The 26,575-nt window shown below is 56.1% G+C and carries 27 protein-coding genes; 16 read left to right on the top strand and 11 right to left on the bottom strand.

Features of this window, described 5'->3' with window-relative positions:
- Positions 1-137 precede the first annotated feature (137 nt).
- A complete protein-coding gene (gene metJ / locus IM317_RS01980) occupies positions 138-455 on the top strand; it encodes a met regulon transcriptional regulator MetJ (protein WP_007369220.1) in 318 nt (105 codons plus the stop codon).
- 47 nt (positions 456-502) lie between these two features.
- Here metJ and rpmE read toward each other — a convergent pair whose 3' ends face one another.
- Positions 503-715 (bottom strand): 50S ribosomal protein L31, encoded by a 213-nt coding sequence (gene rpmE / locus IM317_RS01975; RefSeq protein WP_003862040.1) that lies wholly within the window; start codon positions 713-715, stop codon positions 503-505.
- 200 nt (positions 716-915) lie between these two features.
- On the opposite strand from rpmE, the gene priA reads away from it, so the two are divergent.
- The 7 genes from priA to rraA all read left to right on the top strand — a co-directional run bounded on the left by priA (position 916) and on the right by rraA (position 8,869).
- Entirely contained in the window at positions 916-3,111 is a 2,196-nt protein-coding gene (priA, locus tag IM317_RS01970) for a primosomal protein N' (protein WP_033146934.1), read from the top strand.
- A gap of 119 nt (positions 3,112-3,230) precedes the next feature.
- Positions 3,231-4,244, top strand: a complete 1,014-nt coding sequence (cytR, locus tag IM317_RS01965) for a DNA-binding transcriptional regulator CytR (protein ID WP_193362463.1) — start codon at positions 3,231-3,233, stop codon at positions 4,242-4,244.
- 93 nt (positions 4,245-4,337) lie between these two features.
- The gene (gene ftsN / locus IM317_RS01960; RefSeq protein ID WP_033146935.1) at positions 4,338-5,333 is read left to right on the top strand and encodes a cell division protein FtsN; all 996 of its coding nucleotides are present in this window, start codon (positions 4,338-4,340) and stop codon (positions 5,331-5,333) included.
- Positions 5,334-5,427: 94 nt separating this feature from the next.
- Complete coding sequence (gene hslV, locus IM317_RS01955) at positions 5,428-5,958, top strand: ATP-dependent protease subunit HslV (RefSeq protein ID WP_008501802.1); 531 nt, start codon at positions 5,428-5,430, stop codon at positions 5,956-5,958.
- 9 nt (positions 5,959-5,967) lie between these two features.
- Positions 5,968-7,302, top strand: a complete 1,335-nt coding sequence (gene hslU, locus IM317_RS01950) for an HslU--HslV peptidase ATPase subunit (RefSeq protein WP_023309685.1) — start codon at positions 5,968-5,970, stop codon at positions 7,300-7,302.
- 68 nt (positions 7,303-7,370) lie between these two features.
- Positions 7,371-8,291: a 1,4-dihydroxy-2-naphthoate polyprenyltransferase gene (gene menA, locus IM317_RS01945; protein WP_033146936.1), complete on the top strand. Its 921-nt coding sequence runs from the start codon at positions 7,371-7,373 to the stop codon at positions 8,289-8,291.
- A 92-nt stretch (positions 8,292-8,383) separates the two neighbouring features.
- Positions 8,384-8,869, top strand: coding sequence for a ribonuclease E activity regulator RraA (gene rraA, locus IM317_RS01940; protein WP_032662736.1), 486 nt, complete (start codon positions 8,384-8,386; stop codon positions 8,867-8,869).
- Positions 8,870-9,454: 585 nt separating this feature from the next.
- Here rraA and zapB read toward each other — a convergent pair.
- Positions 9,455-9,694 carry a septal ring assembly protein ZapB gene (gene zapB / locus IM317_RS01935; protein ID WP_010436935.1) on the bottom strand — a complete coding sequence of 80 codons (240 nt, stop codon included), beginning with the start codon at positions 9,692-9,694 and terminating at the stop codon, positions 9,455-9,457.
- Between the two features lie 399 nt (positions 9,695-10,093).
- On the opposite strand from zapB, the gene IM317_RS01930 reads away from it, so the two are divergent.
- The 4 genes from IM317_RS01930 (at position 10,094) to fpr (ending at position 14,476) form a co-directional block, all read left to right on the top strand.
- Positions 10,094-10,939: an MIP/aquaporin family protein gene (locus IM317_RS01930; protein ID WP_014885705.1), complete on the top strand. Its 846-nt coding sequence runs from the start codon at positions 10,094-10,096 to the stop codon at positions 10,937-10,939.
- Between the two features lie 21 nt (positions 10,940-10,960).
- Positions 10,961-12,469, top strand: coding sequence for a glycerol kinase GlpK (glpK, locus tag IM317_RS01925; RefSeq protein WP_023309688.1), 1,509 nt, complete (start codon positions 10,961-10,963; stop codon positions 12,467-12,469).
- A 153-nt stretch (positions 12,470-12,622) separates the two neighbouring features.
- Positions 12,623-13,633, top strand: coding sequence for a class II fructose-bisphosphatase (gene glpX, locus IM317_RS01920; RefSeq protein WP_032662725.1), 1,011 nt, complete (start codon positions 12,623-12,625; stop codon positions 13,631-13,633).
- A gap of 96 nt (positions 13,634-13,729) precedes the next feature.
- The gene (gene fpr / locus IM317_RS01915) at positions 13,730-14,476 is read left to right on the top strand and encodes a ferredoxin--NADP(+) reductase (protein WP_033146938.1); all 747 of its coding nucleotides are present in this window, start codon (positions 13,730-13,732) and stop codon (positions 14,474-14,476) included.
- On the opposite strand, the gene IM317_RS01910 is transcribed toward fpr, so the two are convergent.
- Positions 14,477-14,896, bottom strand: coding sequence for a DUF805 domain-containing protein (locus IM317_RS01910; protein WP_033146939.1), 420 nt, complete (start codon positions 14,894-14,896; stop codon positions 14,477-14,479).
- Positions 14,897-15,008: 112 nt separating this feature from the next.
- Here IM317_RS01910 and IM317_RS01905 point away from each other — a divergent pair, with 112 nt between their 5' ends.
- Together IM317_RS01905 and tpiA are read left to right on the top strand one after the other, a co-directional pair.
- Positions 15,009-15,605, top strand: coding sequence for a DUF1454 family protein (locus IM317_RS01905; protein ID WP_033146940.1), 597 nt, complete (start codon positions 15,009-15,011; stop codon positions 15,603-15,605).
- A gap of 111 nt (positions 15,606-15,716) precedes the next feature.
- A complete protein-coding gene (gene tpiA, locus IM317_RS01900; protein WP_033146941.1) occupies positions 15,717-16,484 on the top strand; it encodes a triose-phosphate isomerase in 768 nt (255 codons plus the stop codon).
- 99 nt (positions 16,485-16,583) lie between these two features.
- On the opposite strand, the gene IM317_RS01895 is transcribed toward tpiA, so the two are convergent.
- The 6 genes from IM317_RS01895 to cpxP form a co-directional block, all read right to left on the bottom strand.
- Positions 16,584-17,888, bottom strand: coding sequence for an SLC13 family permease (locus IM317_RS01895; RefSeq protein ID WP_033146942.1), 1,305 nt, complete (start codon positions 17,886-17,888; stop codon positions 16,584-16,586).
- 73 nt (positions 17,889-17,961) lie between these two features.
- Positions 17,962-18,705, bottom strand: coding sequence for a CDP-diacylglycerol diphosphatase (locus IM317_RS01890; RefSeq protein ID WP_033146943.1), 744 nt, complete (start codon positions 18,703-18,705; stop codon positions 17,962-17,964).
- 107 nt (positions 18,706-18,812) lie between these two features.
- Entirely contained in the window at positions 18,813-19,802 is a 990-nt protein-coding gene (locus tag IM317_RS01885) for a sulfate ABC transporter substrate-binding protein (RefSeq protein WP_023309695.1), read from the bottom strand.
- Between the two features lie 236 nt (positions 19,803-20,038).
- On the bottom strand, positions 20,039-21,001 hold the full coding sequence (pfkA, locus tag IM317_RS01880; protein WP_023309696.1) for a 6-phosphofructokinase: 963 nt from the start codon (positions 20,999-21,001) through the stop codon (positions 20,039-20,041).
- A gap of 174 nt (positions 21,002-21,175) precedes the next feature.
- Positions 21,176-22,069: a CDF family cation-efflux transporter FieF gene (fieF, locus tag IM317_RS01875; RefSeq protein ID WP_023309697.1), complete on the bottom strand. Its 894-nt coding sequence runs from the start codon at positions 22,067-22,069 to the stop codon at positions 21,176-21,178.
- A 152-nt stretch (positions 22,070-22,221) separates the two neighbouring features.
- Entirely contained in the window at positions 22,222-22,728 is a 507-nt protein-coding gene (gene cpxP / locus IM317_RS01870) for a cell-envelope stress modulator CpxP (RefSeq protein WP_032662714.1), read from the bottom strand.
- A 150-nt stretch (positions 22,729-22,878) separates the two neighbouring features.
- On the opposite strand from cpxP, the gene cpxR reads away from it, so the two are divergent.
- Positions 22,879-23,577, top strand: coding sequence for an envelope stress response regulator transcription factor CpxR (gene cpxR, locus IM317_RS01865; RefSeq protein WP_006179159.1), 699 nt, complete (start codon positions 22,879-22,881; stop codon positions 23,575-23,577).
- Positions 23,574-24,947, top strand: a complete 1,374-nt coding sequence (gene cpxA / locus IM317_RS01860) for an envelope stress sensor histidine kinase CpxA (RefSeq protein ID WP_023309731.1) — start codon at positions 23,574-23,576, stop codon at positions 24,945-24,947. Before cpxR ends, cpxA begins: the two co-directional genes overlap by 4 nt.
- A gap of 53 nt (positions 24,948-25,000) precedes the next feature.
- Here cpxA and yiiM read toward each other — a convergent pair whose 3' ends face one another.
- Together yiiM and sodA are read right to left on the bottom strand one after the other, a co-directional pair.
- Positions 25,001-25,675 (bottom strand): 6-hydroxyaminopurine reductase, encoded by a 675-nt coding sequence (yiiM, locus tag IM317_RS01855; protein ID WP_033146944.1) that lies wholly within the window; start codon positions 25,673-25,675, stop codon positions 25,001-25,003.
- Between the two features lie 195 nt (positions 25,676-25,870).
- Positions 25,871-26,491 (bottom strand): superoxide dismutase [Mn], encoded by a 621-nt coding sequence (gene sodA / locus IM317_RS01850; RefSeq protein WP_004203668.1) that lies wholly within the window; start codon positions 26,489-26,491, stop codon positions 25,871-25,873.
- Between the last annotated feature and the right edge of the window lie 84 nt (positions 26,492-26,575).

Genomic DNA, 26,575 nt, shown 5'->3' with positions numbered 1-26,575 from the left:
CTTTAGTGCACGCTGCAGCGGCAATATCCGTGCCACGGTATCGTCTCTACGGTAAACTAGACAAGATTGCGGTTCAAAACGGGTGGTTACAGGTTTTGCACCTTTAAATAAATGACTGAGAGGATTAAAGGTATCTCATGGCTGAATGGAGCGGCGAATATATCAGCCCATACGCTGAGCACGGTAAGAAGAGTGAGCAAGTAAAGAAAATTACGGTTTCCATTCCTCTGAAGGTGTTGAAGATCCTCACCGATGAACGTACGCGTCGTCAGGTGAATAACCTGCGCCACGCGACCAACAGCGAACTGCTGTGCGAAGCGTTTCTGCATGCGTTTACCGGTCAACCGTTGCCGAACGATGAAGATCTGCGCAAAGAGCGCAGTGATGAAATCCCGGAAGAGGCGAAGGTGATCATGCGTGAACTGGGTATTGACCCGGATACGTGGGAATACTGAGAAGCGGATACAAAAAAGGCACCTTGCGGTGCCTTTTTTTCGGGAACTTATTTAGCGCCCGGGATGCTGAAACGCTTGTTGAAGCGGTCAACACGGCCACCGGTTGCAACGTCACGCTGCTTACCAGTGTAGAACGGGTGGCATTTGCCGCACACGTCCAGGTTCAGATCGTGACCCACGGTAGAGCGGATCTGGATAGAGTTACCGCAAGAACAGTTTGCAGTAATCATTTCGTATTTCGGGTGAATATCTTTTTTCATGGGAGAACCTCAGTTAAGGCCGCGTCGCTCTTCCAGCCCTAACGCCAGACACCACGCGATGTTGATTGTAAGTTCTTTGGCGTAAAGTACACCAAAGGCGGCGAATCATACAGAATTTGACCAACGTATGCAAACTGATCCGCACGCCGCTTTTACTAATGTGTATACTAACGCGCCACTTTTCAAGTCAGGAAGATTCGATGCCCGTCGCTCACGTTGCCCTGCCCGTTCCGCTTCCCCGCACCTTTGACTACCTGCTGCCCGACAGCATGAGCGCCAAAGCGGGTTGCCGCGTGACCGTGCCGTTTGGCAAACAGCAGCGCGTGGGGATTGTTGTCTCCGTCAGCGATCAAAGCGAATTACCGCTTAACGAGCTGAAGTCGGTCGTTGAGGTACTGGACAGCGAGCCCGTTTACTCTACCAGCACCTGGCGACTGCTGCTGTGGGCGGCGGATTATTATCATCACCCGATTGGCGACGTGCTGTTCCACGCCCTGCCAATCATGCTGCGCCAGGGCAAAAGCGCCAGCCATGCGCCGATGTGGTACTGGTTTGCCACCGAGCAGGGCCAGGCGGTGGATATCAACAGCCTGAAGCGATCGCAGAAACAGCAGCAGGCGCTGGCGGCGCTGCGTCAGGGAAAAATCTGGCGACATCAGGTCGACGAGCTTGAGGTCAGCGAAACGGCGCTACAGGCCTTAAGAAAGAAAGGGCTGAGCGAACTGGCCAGCGAAGCTCCCGCTCTTTACGACTGGCGGGAGAGTTTCTCCGTTTCAGGGGATCGCCTGCGTCTGAATACCGAGCAGGCCACCGCCGTGGGCGCGATTCATAGCGCCTCCGATCATTTCTCTGCCTGGCTGCTGGCGGGGGTCACCGGTTCCGGCAAGACCGAAGTCTACCTGAGCGTGCTGGAAAACGTGCTCGCGCAGGGCAAACAGGCGCTGGTGATGGTGCCGGAAATTGGCCTGACGCCGCAAACCATCGCCCGATTCCGCGAGCGCTTTAACGCGCCGGTTGAGGTGCTGCACTCCGGTCTGAACGACAGCGAACGCCTCAGCGCCTGGCTGAAAGCGAAAAACGGCGAAGCGGCGATTGTGATCGGCACCCGCTCGTCTCTGTTTACGCCGTTTAAAAATCTTGGCGTTATCGTGATCGACGAAGAACACGACAGCTCCTATAAACAGCAGGAAGGCTGGCGCTATCACGCCCGCGATCTGGCGGTCTATCGCGCGCACAGTGAGCAGATTCCTATTATTCTCGGGTCCGCAACGCCGGCGCTCGAAACCCTGCACAACGTGCGCCAGCGTAAGTACCACATGCTGCGCCTGACGCGTCGGGCGGGGAATGCCCGTCCGGCCATTCAGCACGTGCTTGATCTTAAAGGTCAGCAGGTTCAGGCCGGGCTAGCGCCTGCATTGATTACCCGCATGCGCCAGCACCTGCAGGCGGGGAACCAGGTCATTCTGTTTCTGAACCGCCGCGGATTCGCCCCCGCCCTGCTGTGCCACGACTGCGGCTGGATTGCCGAGTGTCCGCGCTGCGACCACTACTATACCTTCCACCAGGCCCAGCGGCATTTGCGCTGCCACCACTGCGACAGCCAGCGCCCGGTGCCGCGCCAGTGCCCGTCGTGTGGTTCCACGCATATTGTGCCGGTCGGTCTGGGGACGGAACAGCTGGAACAGGCGCTTGGCCCCTTCTTCCCGGACGTGCCTATCTCGCGTATCGACCGGGATACCACCAGCCGCAAGGGCGCGCTGGAACAGCAGCTGGCGGAAGTGCATCGCGGCGGCGCGCGCATCCTGATTGGCACCCAGATGCTGGCGAAAGGCCACCACTTCCCGGACGTGACGCTGGTTGCCCTGCTGGACGTGGACGGCGCGCTGTTCTCGGCAGATTTCCGCTCAGCCGAGCGCTTCGCCCAGCTTTATACCCAGGTGGCAGGGCGTGCCGGTCGCGCCGGTAAACAGGGCGAAGTGGTGCTGCAAACGCACCACCCTGAGCATCCGCTGCTGCAAACCCTGCTGCATAAAGGCTATGACGCCTTTGCCGAGCAGGCGCTGGCCGAACGCCAGACCATGCAGCTGCCGCCGTGGACCAGCCACGTCATCATCCGCGCGGAAGATCACAACAACCAGCAGGCGCCGCTTTTCCTGCAGCAGCTGAGAAACCTCCTGCAGGCCAGCCCGCTGGTGGATAATCAGCTGTGGATCCTGGGCCCGGTGCCGGCACTCGCACCAAAGCGCGGCGGACGTTTCCGCTGGCAAATCTTACTTCAGCACCCCTCACGTGTTCGCCTGCAGCATATCGTCAGCGGCACGCTGGCGCTCATCAACACGCTGCCGGAAGCGCGAAAAGTGAAGTGGGTACTGGACGTCGATCCCATCGAAGGCTGAAGACGGATCGAAAAATTTAACGCTCCTCACACTTTTTATGAAAATTCTGTAACCGATTCCATTAACTATCTGTAAAAATGGTGATGTCAGAAGTTCGGTGTTCAGGCGAGGAGAAGACGTTGAAGTCCAGGAAAGAGGTTGCACCGGCGACCATGAAAGACGTTGCCCAGAAAGCACAAGTCTCTACGGCAACGGTATCCCGCGCATTAATGAACCCGGATAAAGTCTCCCAGGCGACCCGTAACCGGGTAGAGCAGGCTGCGCTTGAAGTGGGCTATTTCCCACAGGCGATGGGGCGTAACGTCAAACGCAATGAGTCGCGCACCATTCTGGTGATTGTGCCGGATATCTGCGACCCCTTCTTCAGCGAGATTATCCGCGGTATTGAAGTCACCGCAGCGGAACAGGGTTACCTGGTGCTGATTGGCGACTGTGCTCATCAGAACCAGCAGGAAAAAACCTTCATCGATCTCATTATCACCAAGCAGATCGACGGCATGCTGCTGCTTGGCTCCCGCCTGCCGTTTGATGCCAGCATTGAAGAGCAGCGTAATTTACCGCCGATGGTGATGGCCAACGAGTTTGCGCCAGAGCTGGAGCTGCCGACGGTCCACATTGATAACCTCACCGCCGCGTTCAACGCCGTAAACTATCTCCAGGAGCGCATTGGCTGTATTGCCGGGCCTGAAGAGATGCCGCTGTGTCATTATCGCTTGCAGGGCTACGTTCAGGCGCTGCGCCGTACCGGCGTCACCGTCGATCCGCACTACATTGCGCGCGGTGACTTTACCTTCGCCGCGGGTGGACAAGCGCTTGAGAAACTTCTGGACCTGCCTGAACCGCCAACCGCCGTATTTTGTCACAGCGACGTGATGGCGCTGGGCGCATTGTCGTACGCCAAACGCCGCGGCCTTCGCATACCGAAAGATTTATCGATCATCGGATTCGACAATATTTCGCTTTCAGAATTTTGCGATCCGCCGCTCTCAACGGTCGCTCAGCCGCGCTACCAAATCGGCCGCGAAGCGATGCTGCTTCTGCTGGATCAGCTTCACGGTCAAACAGTTAGCAGCGGCTCGCGGTTGCTGGACTGTGAACTGATTGTCCGCGGCACTACCCAGGCATTGACTTAAAGTAAACGTCTTTCGGATACCCTTATCTGGTCAAAGCCCCGCCGCTTAAGTAACATGGCGGACTGACGAACGAATAAATACAGCGAAACGATAGTGGCACAACGAGATTATGTACGTCGCGGCCAGCCGGCACCTTCGCGACGCAAAAAGAGTAGCTCAAGGAAAAAGCAACGTAACCTGCCTGCTGTCTCGCCAGCAATGGTCGCTATTGCTGCGGCTGTAGTCGTCGCCTTTATTGGTGGCCTGTACTTTATCACGCACCATAAAAAAGAAGAGTCTGAGGCGCTTCAGGCCAATAAAGTTGCCGGAAATGGCCTTCCTCCGAAGCCTGAAGAGCGCTGGCGCTATATCAAAGAGCTGGAAAGCCGTCAGCCTGGGGTGCGTGCGCCAACCGAACCTTCTGCGGGTGGTGAAGTGCAGAATGCGAATCAGCTGACGGATGAACAGCGTCAGCTGCTGGCCCAAATGCAGGCCGATATGCGCCAGCAGCCTACGCAGCTGAACGAAGTACCGTGGAATGAGCAGACGCCGGCACAGCGCCAGCAAACGCTGCAGCGACGTCAGGCGCAACAGCAGATCCAGCAGCAACAACAGCAGCAGTGGGCGCAAACCCAGCCGGTGCAGCAGCCGAAAGCACAGCCGCGGGTAACGGAACAGCCATACCAGCAGCCGACGCGTACGGCGCAGTCTCAGCCTGTCCAGCAGCAGCCGAAAACGCAGCCGCAGAAACAGGCGGCTCAGCCGTATCAGGATCTGCTCCAGACGCCAGCGCATACCACCGCGCAGCAGCCGAAAACGCAGCAGGCCGCGCCGGTGACCAAAGAGACCGAAGCGCCGAAGCAGACGGCTGAGAAAAAAGACGAGCGTCGCTGGATGGTACAGTGCGGTTCGTTCAAAGGCGCGGAGCAGGCGGAAACGGTACGTGCGCAGCTGGCCTTTGAAGGGTTTGATTCGCGTATTACCACCAATAACGGCTGGAATCGCGTGGTGATTGGTCCGGTCAAAGGCAAAGAAAATGCCGATGGCACCATTTCTCGTTTGAAAATCGCCGGCCATACAAACTGCATTCGACTCGCCTCCGGGGGTTGAAACCCCCGAAATCCCCCCCATCTATCATTTAATTCAGCCCTGAGCACAGGCTCAGGGCTTCTGTTTCCCGATTCTGTAACCAGGGGGTCTGCTCGTGACAACAATAGTAAGTGTACGCCGTAACGGCCATGTGGTAATCGCCGGTGATGGCCAGGCCACGCTGGGTAATACCGTCATGAAAGGCAACGTGAAGAAAGTGCGCCGCCTCTACAACGACAAAGTGATCGCCGGTTTTGCAGGCGGCACGGCGGACGCCTTCACGCTGTTTGAACTGTTCGAACGCAAACTGGAAATGCACCAGGGTCATCTGGTGAAAGCTGCCGTTGAGCTGGCGAAAGACTGGCGTACCGACCGCATGCTGCGCAAGCTCGAAGCGCTGCTGGCCGTGGCCGATGAAACCGCCTCGCTGATCATCACCGGTAACGGTGACGTCATTCAGCCGGAAAATGACCTGATTGCCATCGGCTCTGGCGGCCCTTATGCCCAGGCTGCAGCCCGCGCGCTGTTGGAAAATACCGACATGAACGCGCGTGATATCGCGGTGAAGGCGTTGGATATTGCAGGTGATATCTGCATTTATACCAACCACAACCACACCATCGAAGAATTGACCTCCAAAGCGTAAGGATCTCCCATGTCTGAAATGACCCCACGCGAAATTGTCAGCGAACTGAACAAACACATTATCGGCCAGGATAACGCCAAGCGTTCGGTGGCTATCGCCCTGCGTAACCGCTGGCGTCGTATGCAGCTTGATGAAGAGCTGCGCCACGAAGTGACGCCAAAAAACATTCTGATGATCGGCCCGACCGGCGTCGGTAAAACCGAAATCGCCCGTCGTCTGGCGAAGCTGGCTAACGCGCCGTTCATCAAGGTTGAAGCCACCAAGTTCACCGAAGTGGGCTATGTGGGTAAAGAAGTGGACTCCATCATCCGCGATCTGACCGACTCGGCGATCAAGATGGTGCGCGTCCAGGCGATCGAGAAAAACCGCTATCGCGCGGAAGAGATGGCCGAAGAGCGCATTCTCGACGTGCTGATTCCACCGGCAAAAAACAACTGGGGCCAGGCAGAGCAGCAGGCGGAACCATCCGCGGCGCGCCAGGCATTCCGCAAAAAACTGCGTGAAGGCCAGCTGGACGACAAAGAGATTGAGATCGATCTCGCTGCCGCGCCAATGGGTGTGGAAATCATGGCGCCTCCGGGCATGGAAGAGATGACTAGCCAGCTGCAGTCCATGTTCCAGAACCTGGGCGGCCAGAAGCAGAAAGCGCGTAAGCTGAAAATCAAAGACGCGATGAAGCTGCTGATTGAAGAAGAAGCGGCGAAGCTGGTAAACCCGGAAGAGCTGAAGCAGGACGCTATCGACGCGGTTGAGCAGCACGGTATCGTGTTTATCGACGAAATCGACAAAATTTGTAAGCGCGGCGGCAACAGCTCCGGCCCGGACGTGTCCCGCGAAGGCGTTCAGCGCGACCTGCTACCGCTGGTTGAAGGCTGCACAGTCTCCACCAAGCACGGCATGGTGAAAACGGACCACATCCTGTTTATCGCTTCAGGGGCGTTCCAGGTTGCCAGCCCGTCGGATCTGATCCCCGAACTGCAGGGGCGTCTGCCTATCCGCGTTGAGCTGCAGGCGCTTACTACCGAAGATTTCGAACGTATCCTGACCGAGCCAAACGCCTCTGCTACCGTACAGTACAAAGCGCTGATGGCGACCGAAGGCGTGAACCTCGAGTTCACCGAAGACGGTATCAAGCGTATTGCCCAAGCCGCATGGCAGGTCAACGAAACCACCGAGAACATCGGTGCGCGTCGCCTGCATACCGTGCTGGAACGCCTGGTGGAAGATATCTCTTACGACGCGAGCGACCTTAACGGCCAAACCGTTACCATTGACGCAGAATATGTGAGTAAACATCTGGATGCGTTAGTGGCAGATGAAGATCTGAGCCGTTTTATCCTATAATCGCGGTTACTGGATTCTCATCACGTTTAATGGGGGCTAATGCCCCCATTTTTATTGGCTAAATACTTATGACTGACATCAGCCGTACTCAGGCGTGGCTCGAAAGTCTGCGCCCTAAAACGCTTCCTCTGGCCTTTGCCGCAATTATCGTCGGCACCGCCCTTGCCTGGTGGCAGGGTTATTTTGATCCGCTGGTCGCCGCGCTGGCACTGATTACCGCCGGCCTGCTGCAAATCCTCTCCAATCTCGCCAACGACTACGGCGACGCGGTAAAAGGCAGCGACAAGCCGGACCGCATAGGGCCACTGCGCGGAATGCAGAAAGGGGTGATTACCCAGGCGCAGATGAAACGCGCGCTGATTATCACCGTGGTGCTGATCTGCGTATCCGGCCTGGCGCTGGTGACGGTGGCGTCTAAGACCACCAGCGATTTCATTGGCTTCCTGGTGCTGGGTTTACTGGCCATTATCGCGGCCATCACCTACACCGTCGGCACGCGTCCTTACGGTTATATTGGACTCGGGGATATCTCCGTACTGGTGTTCTTCGGCTGGCTGAGCGTGATGGGAAGTTGGTACCTGCAGGCGCATACGGTGATCCCTGCCCTTTTCCTGCCCGCGACCGCCTGCGGCCTGCTGGCGACGGCGGTGCTCAACATCAACAACCTGCGCGACATCGACAGCGATCGCGAGAACGGCAAAAATACCCTGGCGGTTCGTCTGGGGCCGGTTAATGCGCGCCGCTATCATGCCTGCCTGCTCATTGGCGCGCTGGTTTGCCTGGCGCTGTTTAACCTGATTTCCTTGCAGAGCTTGTGGGGCTGGCTGTTTGTGCTTGCCGCGCCGCTGCTGATTAAGCAGGCCCGCTTTGTGATGCGTGAACTCAGCCCGTCCGCCATGCCGCCGATGCTGGAACGCACGGTAAAAGGCGCGTTACTGACTAACCTGTTGTTCGTCATCGGGATTGTTTTAAGCCAGACGCTGCGTTAGCTGACAAATATCAATTAACAATTGATGATTTTGCCAACAACGCATTTCGCACGATATACTGAACACATTCGCAGCAACTGAGCGTTAAACCTATGAAATACGATACCTCCGAGCTTTGTGACATCTACCAGGAAGATGTCAACGTCGTTGAACCGCTGTTCTCCAACTTTGGTGGGAGGTCGTCGTTTGGCGGTCAAATCGTCACGGTGAAATGTTTCGAGGACAACGGGTTGCTGTACGATCTGCTCGAACAGAATGGCCGCGGCCGCGTTCTTGTGGTCGACGGCGGCGGTTCCGTGCGCCGTGCATTAATTGATGCTGAACTGGCCGGCATTGCCGTTCAGAATGAGTGGGAAGGCCTTGTGGTGTATGGTTCCGTACGTCAGGTGGACGATCTGGAAGACCTGGATATCGGGATTCAGGCCATCGCTGCCATACCGGTAGGGGCGGCGGGTGACGGCATCGGCGAAAGCGACGTGCGCGTCAATTTCGGCGGCGTGACCTTCTTCTCCGGGGACCATCTCTACGCCGATAATACCGGCATTATCCTGTCGGAAGATGCGCTGGATATCGAGTAGTTAAAAGTCAGCGAGAACCATAAAAAAACCGCCAACAGCAATGTGGCGGTTTTTTTGTCCCCTCAGGATTCGCGGTCCGTTGGGAAGTTTTGCAGACTAACACCAGGGAGTTTCATCATACTCTCGTCCAAACCTTGGGCAACCCCTCAGAACCTTTATAAAATCCTAATTGTCTATGAATACCTTAACTCCACGGTTGATGCTCATTATGATGAAGCGTCCCTTTCCGCCATCTCGCAAATGGGCATCGGTCCAGGGAAAGGTGTATTCACTACCGTAAAGCAGGCTAATACCAGGGCTTGTGTCCACCGACTTATCACCGGTGGTGAACGGTGGAGCGGTTAGCTGCAGGGACCGCATAATGAAACGCTATTTATGTATCGCGTTCATTGTCGCCAGCGTACTCGTTGTAAAGAGTGATGAACCGAATGTGTTCGTTGCTTTTGCTATGACAGCGCAGGACAAGTAGCGTTAAGGCCGCCTTTGGCGGCCTTTTTTATGGTGAGCCCCGGCTGACATCAAATCATAAAAAAGCCGGGTGGCGGCTTCGCCTTACCCGGCCTGTTCAATTCATCCCGTAGGGAATTAGACCTCTTCCATACGTCCCAGCAGCGCCTGCAGGCGATCCTGCCAGCCGTTCTGCTGTTCGCGCAGCTGGTTGTTTTCGCGCTCCAGTTCTTCGCGGCCGTGCTGAGCGTTCTGAACTTCCTGCGCCAGGCTGTTGTTCTTTTCTTTCAGCTCTTCAATTTCCATCTGCAGCAGGGTGATGGTGTCAATCGCCTGCTGTACTTTCGATTCCAGTTTCTCAAACACTTCTAAAGACATGATGCTACCTCTCCTGAATTGCAAGGCGACGCTTTAACATAAACGCGCACGACATATACCGTCGATTGTATGGAGCGCGGCGCTCTGTGTCCAGCGACACACCGCGCAGATCGCGGTTTGCAACACTTTTAGGTCTGGTCCTGGTGTGTTCGCGTCATATACCCCTAAATTGTTAACTGATTCGTTAATGAAATGATTCAGCTCACATTTCTGTACTGATGCAAAAATGTGCTTTATGGCGCGAAAACGCTCATTTTATTGACACAGACCACACATTTTGATTTCGATATTTCTCGTTTTTGCTCGTTAACGATAAATTAACACTATGTCTACAGGGCATCGTGGCTGTCACGGGCGGCCATGCTAACAATAAACATCAATTTCTTCAGGATTCCGATTATGAGTCAGACATCAACCTTAAAAGGCCAGTGCATTGCCGAGTTCCTTGGTACCGGGTTGTTGATATTCTTCGGAGTGGGCTGTGTCGCTGCACTGAAAGTGGCGGGTGCCAGTTTTGGTCAGTGGGAAATCAGTATCATCTGGGGTCTGGGCGTGGCGATGGCCATCTACCTGACTGCAGGGGTTTCTGGTGCACATCTTAACCCGGCGGTGACAATCGCACTGTGGCTGTTCGCGTGCTTCGACGGACGCAAAGTTGTTCCTTTCATTCTTTCTCAGTTTGCCGGCGCGTTTTGCGCAGCGGCGTTAGTTTACGGGCTTTATTACAATCTTTTCATCGACTTCGAACAGACGCATCATATGGTACGCGGCAGCGTCGAAAGTCTGGATCTGGCAGGCATCTTCTCAACCTATCCAAACCCGCATATTAATTTTGTGCAGGCGTTCGCAGTTGAAATGGTGATTACCGCTATTCTGATGGGCGTTATCCTGGCGCTGACCGACGACGGAAACGGCATTCCGCGCGGCCCGCTGGCCCCCCTGCTGATTGGTTTGCTGATTGCGGTGATTGGCGCATCCATGGGCCCGCTGACCGGCTTCGCGATGAACCCGGCACGTGATATCGGACCAAAAGCCTTCGCCTTTATCGCCGGCTGGGGCGACGTGGCCTTCACCGGTGGCAAAGACATTCCTTACTTCCTGGTACCGCTGTTTGCGCCGGTTGTCGGGGCTGCGCTGGGTGCGTTTAGCTACCGCAAATTAATTGGTCGCCACTTACCGTGCGACACCTGTGTGGAAGAGGAGAAGGAAACGACTTCTACCGCACAACAAAAAGCTTCGCTGTAATCTGACTACGGGACACATACCATGACCGAAAAAAAATATATCGTTGCGCTCGACCAGGGCACTACCAGCTCCCGCGCTGTCGTAATGGATCATGACGCGAACATCGTCAGCGTGTCACAGCGCGAATTTGAGCAAATTTATCCTCGTCCAGGCTGGGTAGAACACGACCCGATGGAGATTTGGGCATCACAAAGCTCCACGCTGGTCGAAGTGCTGGCGAAAGCCGATATCAGTTCCGACGAGATTGCCGCGATTGGTATTACCAACCAGCGTGAAACGACGATTGTCTGGGAACGCGAAACCGGTAAGCCCATTTACAACGCTATCGTCTGGCAGTGCCGCCGTACATCCGAGATCTGCGAACAGCTGAAGCGCGACGGTATGGAAGAGTACGTGCGCAGCGCCACCGGTCTGGTGGTTGACCCGTATTTCTCCGGCACCAAAGTGAAATGGATCCTCGACCACGTAGAAGGTTCACGCGAGCGTGCTAAACGCGGCGAGCTGCTGTTCGGTACCGTCGATACCTGGCTTATCTGGAAGATGACCCAGGGACGCGTTCACGTGACCGACTACACCAACGCCTCGCGTACCATGCTGTTCAACATCAACACCCTTGAGTGGGATGACAAGATGCTGGACGCGCTGGACATTCCGCGCGCGATGCTGCCTGAAGTGCGTAAGTCTTCCGAAGTGTACGGCCAGACCAACATCGGCGGTAAAGGCGGCACCCGTATTCCTATCGCCGGTATCGCCGGTGACCAGCAGGCGGCGCTGTTCGGCCAGCTATGCGTCAAGGAAGGGATGGCGAAGAATACCTACGGCACCGGCTGCTTTATGCTGATGAACACCGGCGAGAAAGCGGTGAAATCAGAAAACGGCCTGTTGACCACCATCGCCTGCGGCCCGCGCGGCGAAGTGAACTATGCGCTGGAAGGTGCGGTGTTCATGGCGGGTGCATCCATTCAGTGGCTGCGCGACGAGATGAAGCTGATCAGCGATGCGTTCGACTCCGAGTACTTCGCGACCAAAGTGAAAGACACCAACGGCGTGTACGTGGTGCCTGCGTTCACCGGTCTGGGCGCGCCGTACTGGGACCCGTATGCACGCGGCGCAATTTTCGGCCTGACGCGCGGTGTGAACTCTAACCACATTATTCGCGCTACTCTCGAATCCATCGCCTACCAGACACGCGACGTGCTGGAAGCGATGCAGGCTGACTCCGGCATTCGTCTGCACGCCCTGCGCGTGGACGGCGGTGCGGTAGCGAATAACTTCCTGATGCAGTTCCAGTCCGACATTCTCGGCACCCGCGTTGAACGCCCTGAAGTGCGTGAAGTCACGGCGCTGGGCGCGGCGTACCTTGCCGGTCTGGCGGTAGGCTTCTGGCAGAACCTGGACGAGCTGCAGGAAAAAGCGGTTATCGAACGCGAGTTCCGCCCGGGCATCGAAACCACCGAGCGTAACTTCCGCTACAGCGGCTGGAAAAAAGCGGTGAAACGCGCCCTGGCGTGGGAAGAGCACGAAGAGTAATCCCCCTCACCCCGGCCCTCTCCCCAAAGGGGAGAGGGTGTTTTAAGTCCCCTCGCCCCTTTGGGGAGAGGGGCTCCAACCGCACCGGCCCCCTCACCCCTCCCCACTCTGTGATAAACTTCGTGCAATTCCTTTTGATTGCACGAGTACCTCATGAAACGTGAACTTGCTATCGAGTTTTCCCGCGTCACCGAAGCGGCCGCACTTGCAGGCTATAAATGGCTGGGCCGTGGCGACAAAAATACCGCAGACGGCGCAGCCGTCCATGCCATGCGTATTGTACTTAACCAGGTCAACATTGACGGCACCATCGTGATCGGCGAAGGCGAGATCGACGAAGCGCCGATGCTCTACATCGGTGAAAAAGTCGGTACCGGCAAAGGCGATGCCGTGGATATCGCGGTTGACCCGATCGAAGGCACCCGCATGACGGCGATGGGTCAGGCCAATGCGTTAGCGGTGCTGGCCGTGGGCGATAAGGGTTGCTTCCTCAACGCGCCGGATATGTACATGGAAAAGCTGATTGTCGGTCCTGGCGCAAAAGGCGCAATCGACCTTAGCCTGCCGCTGGAAGAGAACCTGCACAACATCGCCAAAGCCCTGGGCAAACCCCTTAGCGAACTCACCGTCACCATTCTGGCGAAACCGCGCCACGACGCCACTATCGCGCAGATGCAAAAGCTCGGCGTGCGCGTGTTTGCTATCCCTGACGGTGACGTTGCCGCCTCGATCCTGACCTGCATGCCGGACAGCGAAGTCGACGTGCTGTATGGCATCGGCGGCGCGCCGGAAGGTGTGGTCTCCGCGGCAGTGATCCGCGCGCTGGATGGCGATATGCAGGCCCGTCTGCTGCCCCGCCATGAGGTGAAAGGCGACAGCGAAGAGAACCGCCGTATCGGGGAAAACGAGCTGGCGCGCTGCGAAGCGATGGGCATCGAGGCCAATAAAGTGCTGGCTCTGGACGAGATGGCGCGTAGCGATAACGTTGTCTTCTCGGCGACCGGCATCACCAAAGGCGATCTGCTGGACGGCATCACCCGCAAGGGCAATATGGCCACCACTGAAACGCTGCTGATCCGCGGTAAATCACGCACCATTCGCCGCATCCAGTCTATCCACTATCTCGACCGCAAAGACCCGGACGTGCAGACGCACATTCTGTAAAACCGTTTGATCGATAGAGCTTTCCGGCCCTGACGGGCTGGAAATTACCACCACAAGTACGGAAGATAGAACAGAGAAACAGCACAGGAGAAGATCATGGCGGACTGGGTAACAGGTAAAGTCACAAAGGTACAGTTCTGGACCGATGCGCTATTTAGTCTCACCGTACATGCTCCCGTTCACCCGTTTAAAGCCGGGCAATTTGCGAAGCTGGGACTGGATGTCGACGGCGAGCGCGTGCAGCGCGCCTACTCTTACGTTAACGCGCCTGATAACCCGGATCTCGAGTTCTATCTGGTCACCGTTCCTGAAGGTAAGCTCAGCCCGCGCCTTGCCGCCCTTAAGCCCGGCGACGAGGTGCAAATTGTGAGTGAAGCGGCAGGCTTCTTTGTGCTCGAAGAGATCCCTGACTGCGACACGCTCTGGATGCTGGCAACCGGTACGGCCATCGGCCCTTATCTCTCTATTTTGCAGTACGGCAAAGATCTGGAGCGCTTTAAAAACATCGTGCTGGTTCACGCTGCGCGCTACGCCGCAGACCTGAGCTATTTGCCGCAAATGCAGGCGCTGGAGCAGCAGTACGGCGGAAAGCTAAAGATTCAGACGGTGGTCAGCCGCGAAACCGTAGCAGGAGCGCTTACTGGCCGCGTGCCGGCGTTAATTGAGAGTGGAGCCCTGGAAGAGGCAGTAGGTTTGCCGCTGAACGCTGAAACCAGCCACGTCATGCTGTGCGGCAACCCGCAGATGGTACGTGACACGCAGCAGCTTCTGAAGGATACCCGGCAGATGACGAAACATCTTCGCCGCCGACCGGGCCATATGACCGCCGAACACTACTGGTGATCAGCGGTATTTCACCTCAACGGTGTCTTTACCGTATTTATTTTCGCTCTGGGTGCCAATAAACGCGCCCAGATCGACAATCATCATCACGAAGATGGCCGACGGCAGCAGCCTGCCCACGACCCACGGCAGGATGGACGGAAGCATCGCCCAGTTTCCCGCCACCAGCATCCACGCCAGAATAATCAGAAATGCCCACGCGCCGGAACGTCCGCGATCGTGCAGCCGTTTTACGACAACCGCCGCCGTTGGCCATAGCAGACAGACCAGCGCGAAGGCTGCCGTTTGCGTGCTCAGCCAGGCGTTGTAAGCCACGAAAAACAGAAGCAGCATGGCGACAACCCACGTCACCATCCAGATCCAGAAATCACGGCGTCCAATACGCCCTTTGAATGAAAACAGCCACTGCTGTATGGTCATGTAAGGTTCCTTATTATCGTATAGCGCGCATTTTACCCTGGAGTTGTGACCTTTTGACAAGCCGACCAGATATCGTTTTAATCATGAGCACTTACGGCCAGGGGCAATGTTAATGAAAAGTTCGGCACGTTCTCTTTTCCTGTGTTTAACGCTGCTCAGCGCGGGTTATCCCCTGCACGCCGCCGAAACCACAGCCCCGACCACAGCACCCTATCTGCTGGCGGGCGCGCCGTCGTTCGATCAGTCTATCAGCCAGTTTCGTGAAACCTTCAATCAGACCAACCCCACGCTGCCGCTGGATGAGTTTCGCGCCATTGATGGCTCACGCGATACCCCCACACTGACCCGTGCGGCAAGCAAGATTAACGAGAATTTGTATGCTTCCACGGCGCTGGAGCGCGGTACGTTAAAAATCAAAAGCATGCAAATCACCTGGCTGCCGATACAGGGGCCAGAGCAGAAAGCCGCTAAGGCGAAAGCGCTGGAGTACATGAGCGCGGTACTGCAGGCCTTTACCCCTGCGCTGACGAAAAAGCAAAGCCAGCAAAAGCTGCAAAAACTCCTTACCGCCGGGAAAAACAAGCGTTATTACGCCGATACCGAAGGCGCGATCCGCTATGTTGTGGCGGACAACGGCGAAAAAGGACTGACCTTCGCTGTTGAACCGATTAAGCTGGCACTATCTGACACCCTCGGCGGGGCGAATTAATGACAAAAAGCAAAGCCTTTCGAGGGAAAATCTCTATACTGATTCACAGACCATGCTGCCCGACAGGGTGGCCATATTCCTTAATTCGCTTATTTAGCGTGGAGAATTGAAATGCGACATCCTTTAGTGATGGGTAACTGGAAACTGAACGGCAGCCGCCACATGGTAAACGAACTGGTTGCGAACCTGCGTAAAGAGCTGGCTGGCGTGACGGGCTGCGCGGTTGCTATCGCTCCGCCGGATATGTACCTGGATCTGGCTAAACACGCCGCTGACGGCAGCCACATCATTCTGGGCGCGCAGAACGTTGACGTTAACCTGTCTGGCGCGTTCACCGGTGAAACCTCCGCTGAAATGCTGAAAGATATCGGCGCGAAATACATCATCATCGGCCACTCCGAGCGTCGCACCTATCACAAAGAATCCGACGAGTTCATCGCGAAGAAATTCGCCGTGCTGAAAGAGCAGGGCCTGATCCCGGTTCTGTGCATCGGTGAAACCGAAGCGGAAAACGAAGCGGGCAAAACCGAAGAAGTGTGCGCACGTCAGATCGACGCAGTGCTGAAAACCCAGGGCGCGGCAGCGTTCGAAGGCGCAGTAATCGCGTACGAGCCAGTCTGGGCGATCGGTACCGGCAAATCTGCAACCCCTGCGCAGGCTCAGGCGGTTCACAAATTCATTCGTGACCACATTGCTAAAGCCGACGCGAAGATCGCTGAGCAAGTGATTATTCAGTACGGCGGTTCCGTAAATGCTTCCAACGCTGCTGAGCTGTTCACCCAGCCAGACATCGATGGCGCGCTGGTTGGCGGTGCATCCCTGAAAGCTGACGCTTTCGCGGTGATCGTTAAGGCAGCTGAAGCGGCTAAACAGGCGTAATTGCCTTTGTGGCGGGTGGCGCTTGCGCTTGCCCGCCGCTCTTCTCCTCCCTCTCCCTTTAGGAGAGGGTTGGGGTGAGGGGAAACCGCTCGCACCGAACTACACTTTCCCCAGCAAACTAAACCACAGATAATCCAGCGGCAGCAGCACCAGATAAGTCGCTATCGCCAGCGCCAGACAGAGCACCATCCCCGCCCTTGCAGGCACCTTTCCTAACCCCATCGCCACGACAATCGGCGACGCCTGATACGGCAGCAGCGGCGTGGAATAGCCCAGCACCTGAATCATGATCACCGACAGCAGCGGAAAACCGGTCGCGTCCGAAAAACTCTGCGCCAGGGTGGTGTACAGCGCCGGAACGCCGTTGGCGGTCATGATGAAGTTGAGCGCCGTGGTAATACCGGTCAGCGCCAGGAAACTGGTGAACGGCCTGTCTGCATCCAGCGGCATAATGCGAAGCAATGCCTCGCCCACGGCCGTTCCGATACCGGTTTGCGTCACGACAATCGCCAGCCCAAGAATGCCCGCGACGTAAATACAGGTGCGCATGTTCACCCCCGCAGAAAACTCTTCCCCGGTGATAAAGCCAACGCGCGGCAGCATAACGATGACCGACGCCGCCAGCCCCGTCCACGCCGGCCCTACGCCGTGCCAGCTCTCCGTGACCCACATCCCCAGCACCACCGCCAGCAGCCAGGCAAGACGCTTTTCATCCCGCCCCATAGGATCAGACGGCGCCTGTTCCTTCGGCGGTTTTGGGCAGCCGGGAAATAGCCAGCAGATGAGGCCAATCAGAATCAGGCCTTTGAGGATACCGAGCACCGGCGTGTGCAGCAGCAGATACGGGACATAGTTCAGATGGATGCCGTACGAGCCTTCCGCCGCACCGCTCATCACCAGATTGGGGACGTTTGCAGGCAGGATCGTCGCCGAAAGCTGGAAAGTCCCGAACCCCACCGCCAGCGCCAGTCCGAACCAGGCGCGGGAGCCGTCGGCGATACCGGCGCGTTTTGCCATCGCCGCGACAATCGGCATCAGCAGCGCAATACGTCCCATGTTCGACGGCATCACAAACGCCAGCGCGTAGCTCAGCAGCACCACGCTCGCCACCATCAACACCCAGGAGTCGGTGAGCTTTGCCGACAGCGCCCGGGCGGCCCTGTCCGCCAGTCCGGTTTTACGGATCGCCACGCCAAGCACAAAGCCGCTGAATACCAGCCAGAAAGCAGACGAGGCAAAACCGCCGAAGATGACCTCCGGCGGAGCGATTCTGGCGGTCATCGCCGCCGTGAAGAACAGCAGCGCGGTGATAAACTCCGGCAATAGCGACGTCGCCCACAGCACGATGGTGACGCCAACGATCAGTGAGGGCAGCAGCAGAGGATGCGTTAACCAGAGCGACATACCTGTCTCCTGTAGAATTTTTCAGCAAGTCTACGGTGACAGGCAGCCCGAGTAAACGCGATTTATGGTGGGGTTACTTCAGGATAGTGCATTGATGATCCTGCAGTTCCTCCGCTGACGCGCGGTTAAGCGTGAGCAGGTTACGCTCGGTCGCCAGCAAAACAAAAGAGCCATCCGACTGCTGCGCCATTGCCAGCGCGAAACGCCCCATATGGTCGCGCGCTTCCGGCAGCTCTTCCGCCAGCATCATAAACGGGCTGCGCTTGACCAGTTCATTCTCCGTCACGCGGCGAGCAAGATACTCATGTCCTTCCAGCCCCCCCGAAAGAGGCAGCCACTGGGTGCTGATTTCTCCCTGTGCCGCGTTGAGCTTCTCGCGCACGTCCGGGCGCAGGCAGGATATATGAATATGAAAATGGTTCTGCGTGCGGCCAGTCGGCGAGTTAATCGTCAGCGAAATGGCGCTGTCAGGCACCTCGGATCCACGCTTCAGGGTCATAAAGCTGCGCGACTGCCACGCCAGCCAGAAAAAGTTCGGCGTATGAGCGTCGGTCAGCAGCGGGCTCTCGGTGCCGTTGATGCGATATGTCGGCATCAGCAGGTATTGCAGCGGCCCGTTGCGATCTTTAAATACCACATAGCCTGCATCCGTTTTCACCTGCGCACAGGGTGCAGGGTTACGGTTCTGGATCTGATTCGGCACACACTGGTCGAGAACGATATGTCGCAACGCATTCGGATTACCCGCCTTCATCCAGTACACACCGCCAGCGGCAAGGGCGATGACAATGAGGAGCAATAAGATAATTTTTTTCACAACGCGTTCCCTGTTTTCAGTAGAGGCAAAAGAGTAACGCAAAATGATGACCAAATAAAAAACCCGGCGGATTTCTCACGCCGGGTCACCGTTTCACAGGCTAATGGTTAGCGCTGGCTAATTTGGTCGAAAGTACCGCCATTGGAGAAGTGCTCTTTCTGCGCTTTGGTCCAGCCGCCGAACACATCGTCAATAGTGAATAGCTTCAGTTTTGGGAACTCCCCTTCGTATTTCTTGGCGACCGCCGCATCGCGTGGACGATAGAAGTTTTTCGCCGCAATTTCCTGGCCTTCTGGCGAGTACAGATACTTCAGGTAGGCTTCCGCCACCGCTTTGGTATCTTTCTTCTCAACCACTTTATCGACCACGGAGACGGTCGGCTCAGCCAGAATCGATTCGCTCGGGGTCACGATCTCAAATTTGTCTTTGCCCAGCTCGTGGGTGGCCAGCAGGGCTTCGTTTTCCCATGCGATCAGCACGTCGCCAATCCCGCGCTCGACGAAGGTGTTGGTGGCGCCACGCGCGCCGGAGTCCAGCACCTCAACGTTTTTATACAGCGCCTTCACGAATTCCTGCGCTTTGGCCTGGTCGCCATTGTTGTGATGCAGTGCATAGCCCCATGCGCCCAGGTAGTTCCAGCGAGCGCCGCCGGAGCTTTTCGGGTTCGGGGTAATCACAGAAACGCCCGGTTTGATCAGGTCGTTCCAGTCTTTAATTTGTTTCGGGTTTCCTTTACGCACCAGGAAGACGATGGTCGAGGTGTAGGGTGCGGAGTTATCCGGCAGGCGTTTGATCCAGTTTTTGTCGATGCGGCCGCGCTCGGCGATCGCGTCGACATCGTAGGCCAACGCCAGGGTCACCACGTCGGCTTCAATACCGTTTATCACGGACGTCGCCTGCTTGCCGGAGCCGCCATGCGACTGACGAACCACCACGTTGTCGCCGGTTTCCTGTTTCCAGTGTGCCGCAAACGCTTTGTTGTATTGCTCGTACAGTTCACGCGTCGGGTCGTATGACACGTTCAGTAACTGGATATCCTTAGCCAGAACGCTGGTCGATGCCAGCAATAATGTTAAACCCACGCCCCATTTATTCATCGCCCAGCTCTCTTGTGTAGTGTTTTGATGAATGCAGCGTGCCAGAAAGCGAATCGAGGATTAAAGAATAAAAAAAGATTGGCTATAACGTAGTGGAATAAAAGAAGTGGATGAACGGCCTGATGCCCTCGCCCTGACCCTCTCCCACGGGAGAGGGAGCAACCATAAAAAACGGTAACCCAGGGGTTACCGTTTTGCATTTACCTTGCCGCCACCCGGCACAAAACAAACGCCGATCAGTACAGTTTTTTCGCGCAGTCCAGCCAGTCACCTTTGAACGGACGCTTCATGTTTTCAATCGCGTCGATGATGTCGTGGTGAACCAGTTTTTCGTTCTGAATACCGACGCAGCGGCCGCCGTGACCCTGCAGCAGCAGATCGATAGCGTACGCGCCCATACGGGACGCCAGAATACGGTCGTAAGGGCCTGGGGAACCGCCGCGCTGGATGTGACCCAGAACGGTCGCGCGGGTTTCGCGTTTGGTTTCGGCTTCGATGTACTTCGCCAGCTCGTCAACGTCACAGATGTGCTCGGTGATAGCCACGATCGCGTGTTTTTTACCTTTCGCGATGCCCGCTTTGATTTCAGCCACCAGATCTTCACGGCTAAATTCGACTTCCGGCACGACGATAAATTCGCAACCGCCCGCAATGGCTGCCGCCAGCGTCAGGTCGCCACAGTAACGGCCCATCACTTCAACGATAGAGATACGCTGGTGAGAAGAAGAGGTGTCACGCAGACGGTCAATCGCTTCAACAACGGTACCCAGTGCAGTAAAGAAGCCGATCGTGTAGTCAGTACCTTTGATGTCGTTGTCGATGGTGCCCGGCAGACCGATGCACGGGAAGCCCATTTCGGTCAGACGTTTTGCACCCATGTAGGAGCCGTCACCACCGATAACCACCAGGGCGTCCAGGCCGCGTTTCTTCATGTTTTCGATAGCCACTTCGCGAACGTGTTCATCACGGAATTCCGGGAAGCGTGCAGAGCCGAGGAAAGTACCGCCACGGTTGATCATGTCAGACACGCTGTAACGGTCGAGCTGAACCATACGATCTTCATACAGGCCCAGATAACCGTCATAAACGCCAAAAACTTCCAGGCCTTCCGTCAGCGCTGCACGGACAACACCACGAATTGCCGCGTTCATGCCCGGCGCATCACCGCCGCTTGTCAACACACCGATTTTCTTAATCATGACTACCTCTGAACTTAGGAATGCAAAATTGAAATCTGTTGCCGGAAGAAACTTATCGACCAACGAATACTGCAAATAGTATATCAATCCCTTCCAGCTGAATTGATTCAGGTCAGACCAAACGGCGGTAATTTATACACAAAATGCTGGCCTGGCTCACTTTTTTACAACGAATTACGAAAGCCCAACATGACCGGGTACAACCGAGCAGGGATCCTGGTGAATGATGACGTCTGAACCAGGAAAACGCTGCAAAATCGCCTGCTCGACCTGCTCAGCAATAACGTGAGCCTGAACCAGTGGCAGGTTGTCTTCCATTTCAATATGAATCTGAATAAAGCGGGTCGGCCCTGACTGCCGCGTTCGAAGATCGTGTGCACCGCTGACGCCGGGCCAGGAGGTCACGATAGAAAAAATTTCATTACGTTCTGAGTCCGGGAGGGCGCGGTCAAGCAGTGATTGCACCGCTTCATACCCCATCCGCAGGGCGCTATATAAAATATAGATACCAATCCCTAACGCAAATAACGCATCGGCGCGATGCCAGCCATACCAGGCCAGACCGAGCGCAATAAGAATAGCCCCATTCATCATAACATCAGATTGATAATGAAGCATATCCGCCCGTACAGCCTGACTTTGCGTTTTGCGAACAACCCAGCGCTGGAACGTTACCAGAACAAGTGTGCATATAAGCGCAACGATCGTCACAACTACGCCCACGCCGGGATCGTTCATCGGTGTCGGCGAAACGAGATGCTGAATGCCGGTTAAAAACAGGAACAGCGCAGAGCCGGAAATGAACATACTTTGCGCCAGCGCGGCCAGCGACTCCGCTTTGCCGTGCCCAAATGTGTGCTCTTCATCCGCTGGCTGCAGCGAGTAACGCACCACCAGCAGGTTGGTCAACGAGGCGGCAATGTCCATCAGCGAGTCCACCAGCGCCGCCAGAATACTGACCGAGCCGGTATACCACCAGGCAAAGATTTTAATCAGTAACAGGCTGGAGGCCATGACGGTCGCCGCAATGGCGGCCCGGCTTACCAGTCTTCCATAGGATTGATTCATAAACGCTCCTGTCATGTCATGCCGCTAGTATAACGGAAGCATGGGGAGTCTAAGGATGAATAAACGGTTAACAGCGCGGATGCGGGGCAAAAAAAACCCCCACATCATGTGGGGGAAGACAGGGATGGTGTCTATGGCAAGGAAAACAGGGTTTACTGGTTACTACGGGTACTGCTATTGCTACTGAAAAACGTCGTTTCTGAGCTTCGCTGCATCCGTGCAACCTCACGCAGCTGGTCCATTCGCTGCTGATGTCTGGCATTCAAAACCGCTTGCTGCTCGGGCGTTAGCAGATGGAACATCTGGTTGCGGACCTTCGCCATCTCTACCTGGCGGGCAACCTGTTCCTGTGCCATTTTTTCGGCCTGAGCGCGAACAGCGCTTTCGTCAAAATTTTCTGCGGTGACAAGGCGATGCATTGTCTCCATTTCGCTAACATTAACAGGGGGCTGGTCGTGTCGTGCCCTCTGCATCAGATCTCGCATCTGTTGACGCTGATGTTCGGTTAAACTTATGCCGTCAAACATATGGCTTTGGCTGCTGTTCTGCGTTGCGCCCTCTTGTAAGGGACTGTTATCGCTGATGATAGCTTCAGCAGCCTGGCTAAACGCACTGAACGCCAGCGTTGAGGCCATGACGGCAGCGGTAACTTTGCGCATCACTTGCTCCCAAAATCTTTCGTGTCGCGATTCAACGAGAGACAGTCTACGATTCAGGCTGCAAACATGCGTCAGGGGGTGTAAAACAACGTAAAGTCATGGATTAGACAGCCTTGATGTCGTAATTTCTGCCTCGGAGGTATTTAAACAATGAATAAAATCCTGTTAGTTGATGATGACCGAGAGCTCACATCCCTTTTAAAGGAGTTGCTCGACATGGAAGGTTTCAACGTCCTGGTTGCCCATGATGGCGAGCAGGCGCTGAGTCTCCTTGACGACAGCATCGATTTACTTTTGCTCGACGTGATGATGCCGAAGAAAAACGGTATTGATACGTTGAAAGAGCTTCGCCAGACACACCAGACTCCCGTTATTATGCTGACCGCGCGCGGCAGCGAACTTGACCGCGTACTCGGCCTTGAGCTGGGCGCGGATGACTATTTACCCAAGCCGTTTAACGACCGTGAACTGGTTGCCCGTATTCGCGCTATCCTGCGTCGTTCCCACTGGAGCGAGCAGCAGCAAAATACCGACAACAGCTCGCCTACTCTTGAAGTCGACTCCCTGAGCCTGAACCCGGGCCGTCAGGAAGCAAGCTTTGATGGCCAGACGCTGGAACTGACCGGCACGGAGTTCACCCTGCTGTATCTGCTGGCGCAGCACCTCGGCCAGGTGGTTTCGCGTGAACATCTAAGCCAGGAAGTGCTGGGCAAACGCCTCACCCCGTTTGACCGCGCCATCGACATGCACATCTCTAACCTGCGCCGTAAGCTGCCGGAGCGGAAAGATGGTCACCCATGGTTTAAAACCCTGCGTGGTCGCGGTTATCTGATGGTTTCCGCTTCATGATAGGAAGCTTAACCGCCCGCATCTTCGCCATCTTCTGGCTGACGCTGGCACTGGTTTTAATGCTCGTTTTGATGTTGCCAAAACTCGACTCACGCCAGATGACGGAGCTTCTCGACAGCGAGCAACGTCAGGGCGTGATGATCGAGCAGCACGTGGAAGCCGAGCTGGCAAACGATCCGCCAAACGATTTAATGTGGTGGCGCAGGCTGTTTCGCGCTATCGACAAGTGGGCGCCGCCCGGACAACGCCTGCTGCTGGTGACCAGCGAAGGCCGCGTGATTGGGGCCGATCGCAATGAAATGCAGATCATCCGCAACTTCATTGGCCAGGCGGATAATGCCGATCATCCCCAGAAGAAGAAATATGGCCGCGTAGAGATGGTAGGGCCTTTCTCCGTCAGGGACGGAGAGGATAATTATCAGCTCTACCTGATCCGTCCGGCGAGCAACTCCCAGTCTGATTTTATCAACCTGCTGTTTGACCGCCCTCTCCTGCTGCTGATTGTCACCATGCTGGTCAGCTCACCGCTGCTGTTATGGCTGGCGTGGAGCCTGGCAAAACCGGCGCGTAAGCTGAAGAATGCCGCCGATGAGGTGGCGCAGGGTAACCTGCGACAACACCCTGAACTGGAAGCAGGTCCGCAGGAGTTCCTTGCCGCCGGAACCAGTTTTAACCAGATGGTGAGCGCCCTCGATCGTATGATGACCGCACAGCAACGTCTGCTGTCGGATATCTCGCACGAGCTGCGTACCCCGCTTACGCGCTTGCAGCTTGGCACCGCGCTGCTGCGCCGCCGCAGCGGTGAGAGCAAAGAGCTGGAGCGTATTGAAACGGAAGCGCACCGCCTGGACAGCATGATCAACGACCTGCTGGTCATGTCGCGCAATCAGCAGAAAAACGCGCTGGTTAGCGAAACGGTGAAAGCCAATCACCTGTGGCACGAGGTGCTGGACAACGCGGCGTTCGAAGCGGAACAGATGGGTAAATCTTTCACCGTCAACTTCCCGCCGGGCCCGTGGCCGCTGTACGGAAACCCCAACACGCTGGAAAGCGCGCTGGAGAACATCGTGCGTAACGCTCTTCGCTACTCGCATACGAAGATTGAGGTGGCGTTCTCGGTGGATAAAGACGGGATCACCGTCATTGTCGATGATGACGGCCCAGGCGTGAGCCCGGAAGACCGCGAGCAGATTTTCCGTCCGTTCTATCGTACCGATGAGGCGCGCGACCGGGAATCGGGCGGCACGGGACTGGGTCTGGCGATTGTTGAAACCGCTATGCAGCAGCACCGCGGCTGGGTGAAAGCCGACGATAGCCCGCTGGGTGGACTACGGTTAACGCTGTGGCTACCGTTGTATAAGCGTTCGTAGACGTTAGTGCCGGGTGGCGGCTTCGCCTTACCCGGCCTACTTTCTGCAGAGGACTATTTCCCCCACAATCTCCGCGAATTATCCTCGATTTTGCTGCTTAAACGCCGCTTCTGCATCGTTCTTGTCCAGCTGATGGATAACCCCGCCGCCGACAGCAGGCGGTGATACTGTTCGTCGTCAAACGGCATATGCCAGGCAATGGCGCAGGCGTCATAAACAGACACATCGCTCAGGCGCGACGCCAGCTCAAGCGGCGCGTCCGCTGAAACCTGCCCAGCCAGCACCACGCGATACAGCCAGCCGGTTTTACCCGCTTTTTGCAGCTGGGCCGACATATCCTGAATACCGAAGTGGTAGTTGAGCTTGAAGCACGGCGAGCGTGGCTGCGTCACCTGAATCAGGGCATCGCCCCAGCGGTAGATATCACCGATAAACACGTTCTTTTCGGTGAGCTCTTCGGTGGAGAGATTCTCGCCAAACGCGGGGGCGACGAAGAGGTCCGCCTGCTCGGGAAACTCGGTTTTCCAGTGCTGATAGTGTTCACGCGGGTAGTGGCACAGCGCGCGATCGGGCCCGCCGTGGATTTTCTTTTCGGCCTGCTCGTCACCCGCAAGCCCGAGGTCGGTTAACGTCAACTCACCGTCGACCTGAATTTTGGCGATGGCACTCGGGCGGCTGCCGTCGTACTCCCTTACCTTGCCTGTAAACACGTTCACCGGGTAATGCATTGCTGCTCCTTTATATGCCCTAAATAATTCGAGTTGCAGGAAGGCGGCAAGAGAGTGAATCCCCAGGAGCTTACTCAAGTAAGTGACTGGGGTGAGCGAACGCAGCCAACGCACCTGCAACTTGAAGTATGACGGGTATACAGATACAAAAAAAGCGAGTCATAAGACTCGCTTCTCACAGGCGTCAATGCAACCTTATTTTTTAGCGGCGAAACGCGCTGCTGCTTCGTCCCAGTTCACCACGTCCCAGAAGGCTTTGATGTAGTCCGGACGACGGTTCTGGAATTTCAGGTAGTAAGCGTGTTCCCACACGTCCAGACCCAGGATTGGGAAGCCGGATGCGCCAGAAATCGCTTCACCCATCAGCGGGGAGTCCTGGTTAGCAGTAGAAACCACCGCCAGCTTGTCGCCTTTCAGAACCAGCCACGCCCAGCCAGAGCCGAAACGGGTTGCAGCGGCTTTTTCGAATTCCGCTTTGAAGTTGTCAACGGAACCGAAGTCGCGCTCGATAGCCGCTTTCAGGTCGCCCTGCAGGGTGGTACCGGTTTTCAGGCCTTTCCAGAACAGGCTGTGGTTAGCGTGGCCGCCAGCGTTGTTACGCAGAACGGTTTTCTTGTCCGCTGGCAGCTGGTCCAGCTTGGTGATCAGCTCTTCAGCAGACAGGTTAGCGAACTCTGGCAGGCTTTCCAGCGCGGCGTTCGCGTTGTTCACATAGGTCTGGTGGTGTTTAGTGTGATGGATTTCCATCGTCTGCTTGTCGAAATGCGGTTCCAGTGCGTCGTAGGCATACGGCAGGGATGGCAGTGTATAACTCATAATCCTCTCCATTATTGTCGGGCGGCACAGCTGTTAATGCCGCGTAAGCAGTTGGTTCATTATAGTTAATTAAATGATATTGAA

It is taken from the genome of Enterobacter cloacae complex sp. S3, assembly GCF_014930495.1.
Taxonomy (GTDB): Bacteria; Pseudomonadota; Gammaproteobacteria; order Enterobacterales; family Enterobacteriaceae; genus Enterobacter; species Enterobacter asburiae_B.
Note: the sequence above shows the minus strand (reverse complement) of the source record. Positions and strands in the feature narration are given on the sequence as shown.

Coding starts and splice junctions, on each gene's coding strand:
- IM317_RS01885 (WP_023309695.1), bottom strand. CDS start 19,802: ATGAATAAATGGGGCGTGGGTTTAACATTATTGCTGGCATCGACCAGC.
- zapB (WP_010436935.1), bottom strand. CDS start 9,694: ATGTCTTTAGAAGTGTTTGAGAAACTGGAATCGAAAGTACAGCAGGCG.
- fieF (WP_023309697.1), bottom strand. CDS start 22,069: ATGAATCAATCCTATGGAAGACTGGTAAGCCGGGCCGCCATTGCGGCG.
- rpmE (WP_003862040.1), bottom strand. CDS start 715: ATGAAAAAAGATATTCACCCGAAATACGAAATGATTACTGCAAACTGT.
- priA (WP_033146934.1), top strand. CDS start 916: ATGCCCGTCGCTCACGTTGCCCTGCCCGTTCCGCTTCCCCGCACCTTT.
- rraA (WP_032662736.1), top strand. CDS start 8,384: ATGAAATACGATACCTCCGAGCTTTGTGACATCTACCAGGAAGATGTC.
- cpxP (WP_032662714.1), bottom strand. CDS start 22,728: ATGCGCAAAGTTACCGCTGCCGTCATGGCCTCAACGCTGGCGTTCAGT.
- tpiA (WP_033146941.1), top strand. CDS start 15,717: ATGCGACATCCTTTAGTGATGGGTAACTGGAAACTGAACGGCAGCCGC.
- hslU (WP_023309685.1), top strand. CDS start 5,968: ATGTCTGAAATGACCCCACGCGAAATTGTCAGCGAACTGAACAAACAC.
- metJ (WP_007369220.1), top strand. CDS start 138: ATGGCTGAATGGAGCGGCGAATATATCAGCCCATACGCTGAGCACGGT.
- sodA (WP_004203668.1), bottom strand. CDS start 26,491: ATGAGTTATACACTGCCATCCCTGCCGTATGCCTACGACGCACTGGAA.
- IM317_RS01930 (WP_014885705.1), top strand. CDS start 10,094: ATGAGTCAGACATCAACCTTAAAAGGCCAGTGCATTGCCGAGTTCCTT.
- pfkA (WP_023309696.1), bottom strand. CDS start 21,001: ATGATTAAGAAAATCGGTGTGTTGACAAGCGGCGGTGATGCGCCGGGC.
- yiiM (WP_033146944.1), bottom strand. CDS start 25,675: ATGCATTACCCGGTGAACGTGTTTACAGGCAAGGTAAGGGAGTACGAC.
- fpr (WP_033146938.1), top strand. CDS start 13,730: ATGGCGGACTGGGTAACAGGTAAAGTCACAAAGGTACAGTTCTGGACC.
- glpX (WP_032662725.1), top strand. CDS start 12,623: ATGAAACGTGAACTTGCTATCGAGTTTTCCCGCGTCACCGAAGCGGCC.
- cpxR (WP_006179159.1), top strand. CDS start 22,879: ATGAATAAAATCCTGTTAGTTGATGATGACCGAGAGCTCACATCCCTT.
- IM317_RS01895 (WP_033146942.1), bottom strand. CDS start 17,888: ATGTCGCTCTGGTTAACGCATCCTCTGCTGCTGCCCTCACTGATCGTT.
- cpxA (WP_023309731.1), top strand. CDS start 23,574: ATGATAGGAAGCTTAACCGCCCGCATCTTCGCCATCTTCTGGCTGACG.
- IM317_RS01905 (WP_033146940.1), top strand. CDS start 15,009: ATGAAAAGTTCGGCACGTTCTCTTTTCCTGTGTTTAACGCTGCTCAGC.
- glpK (WP_023309688.1), top strand. CDS start 10,961: ATGACCGAAAAAAAATATATCGTTGCGCTCGACCAGGGCACTACCAGC.
- menA (WP_033146936.1), top strand. CDS start 7,371: ATGACTGACATCAGCCGTACTCAGGCGTGGCTCGAAAGTCTGCGCCCT.
- IM317_RS01910 (WP_033146939.1), bottom strand. CDS start 14,896: ATGACCATACAGCAGTGGCTGTTTTCATTCAAAGGGCGTATTGGACGC.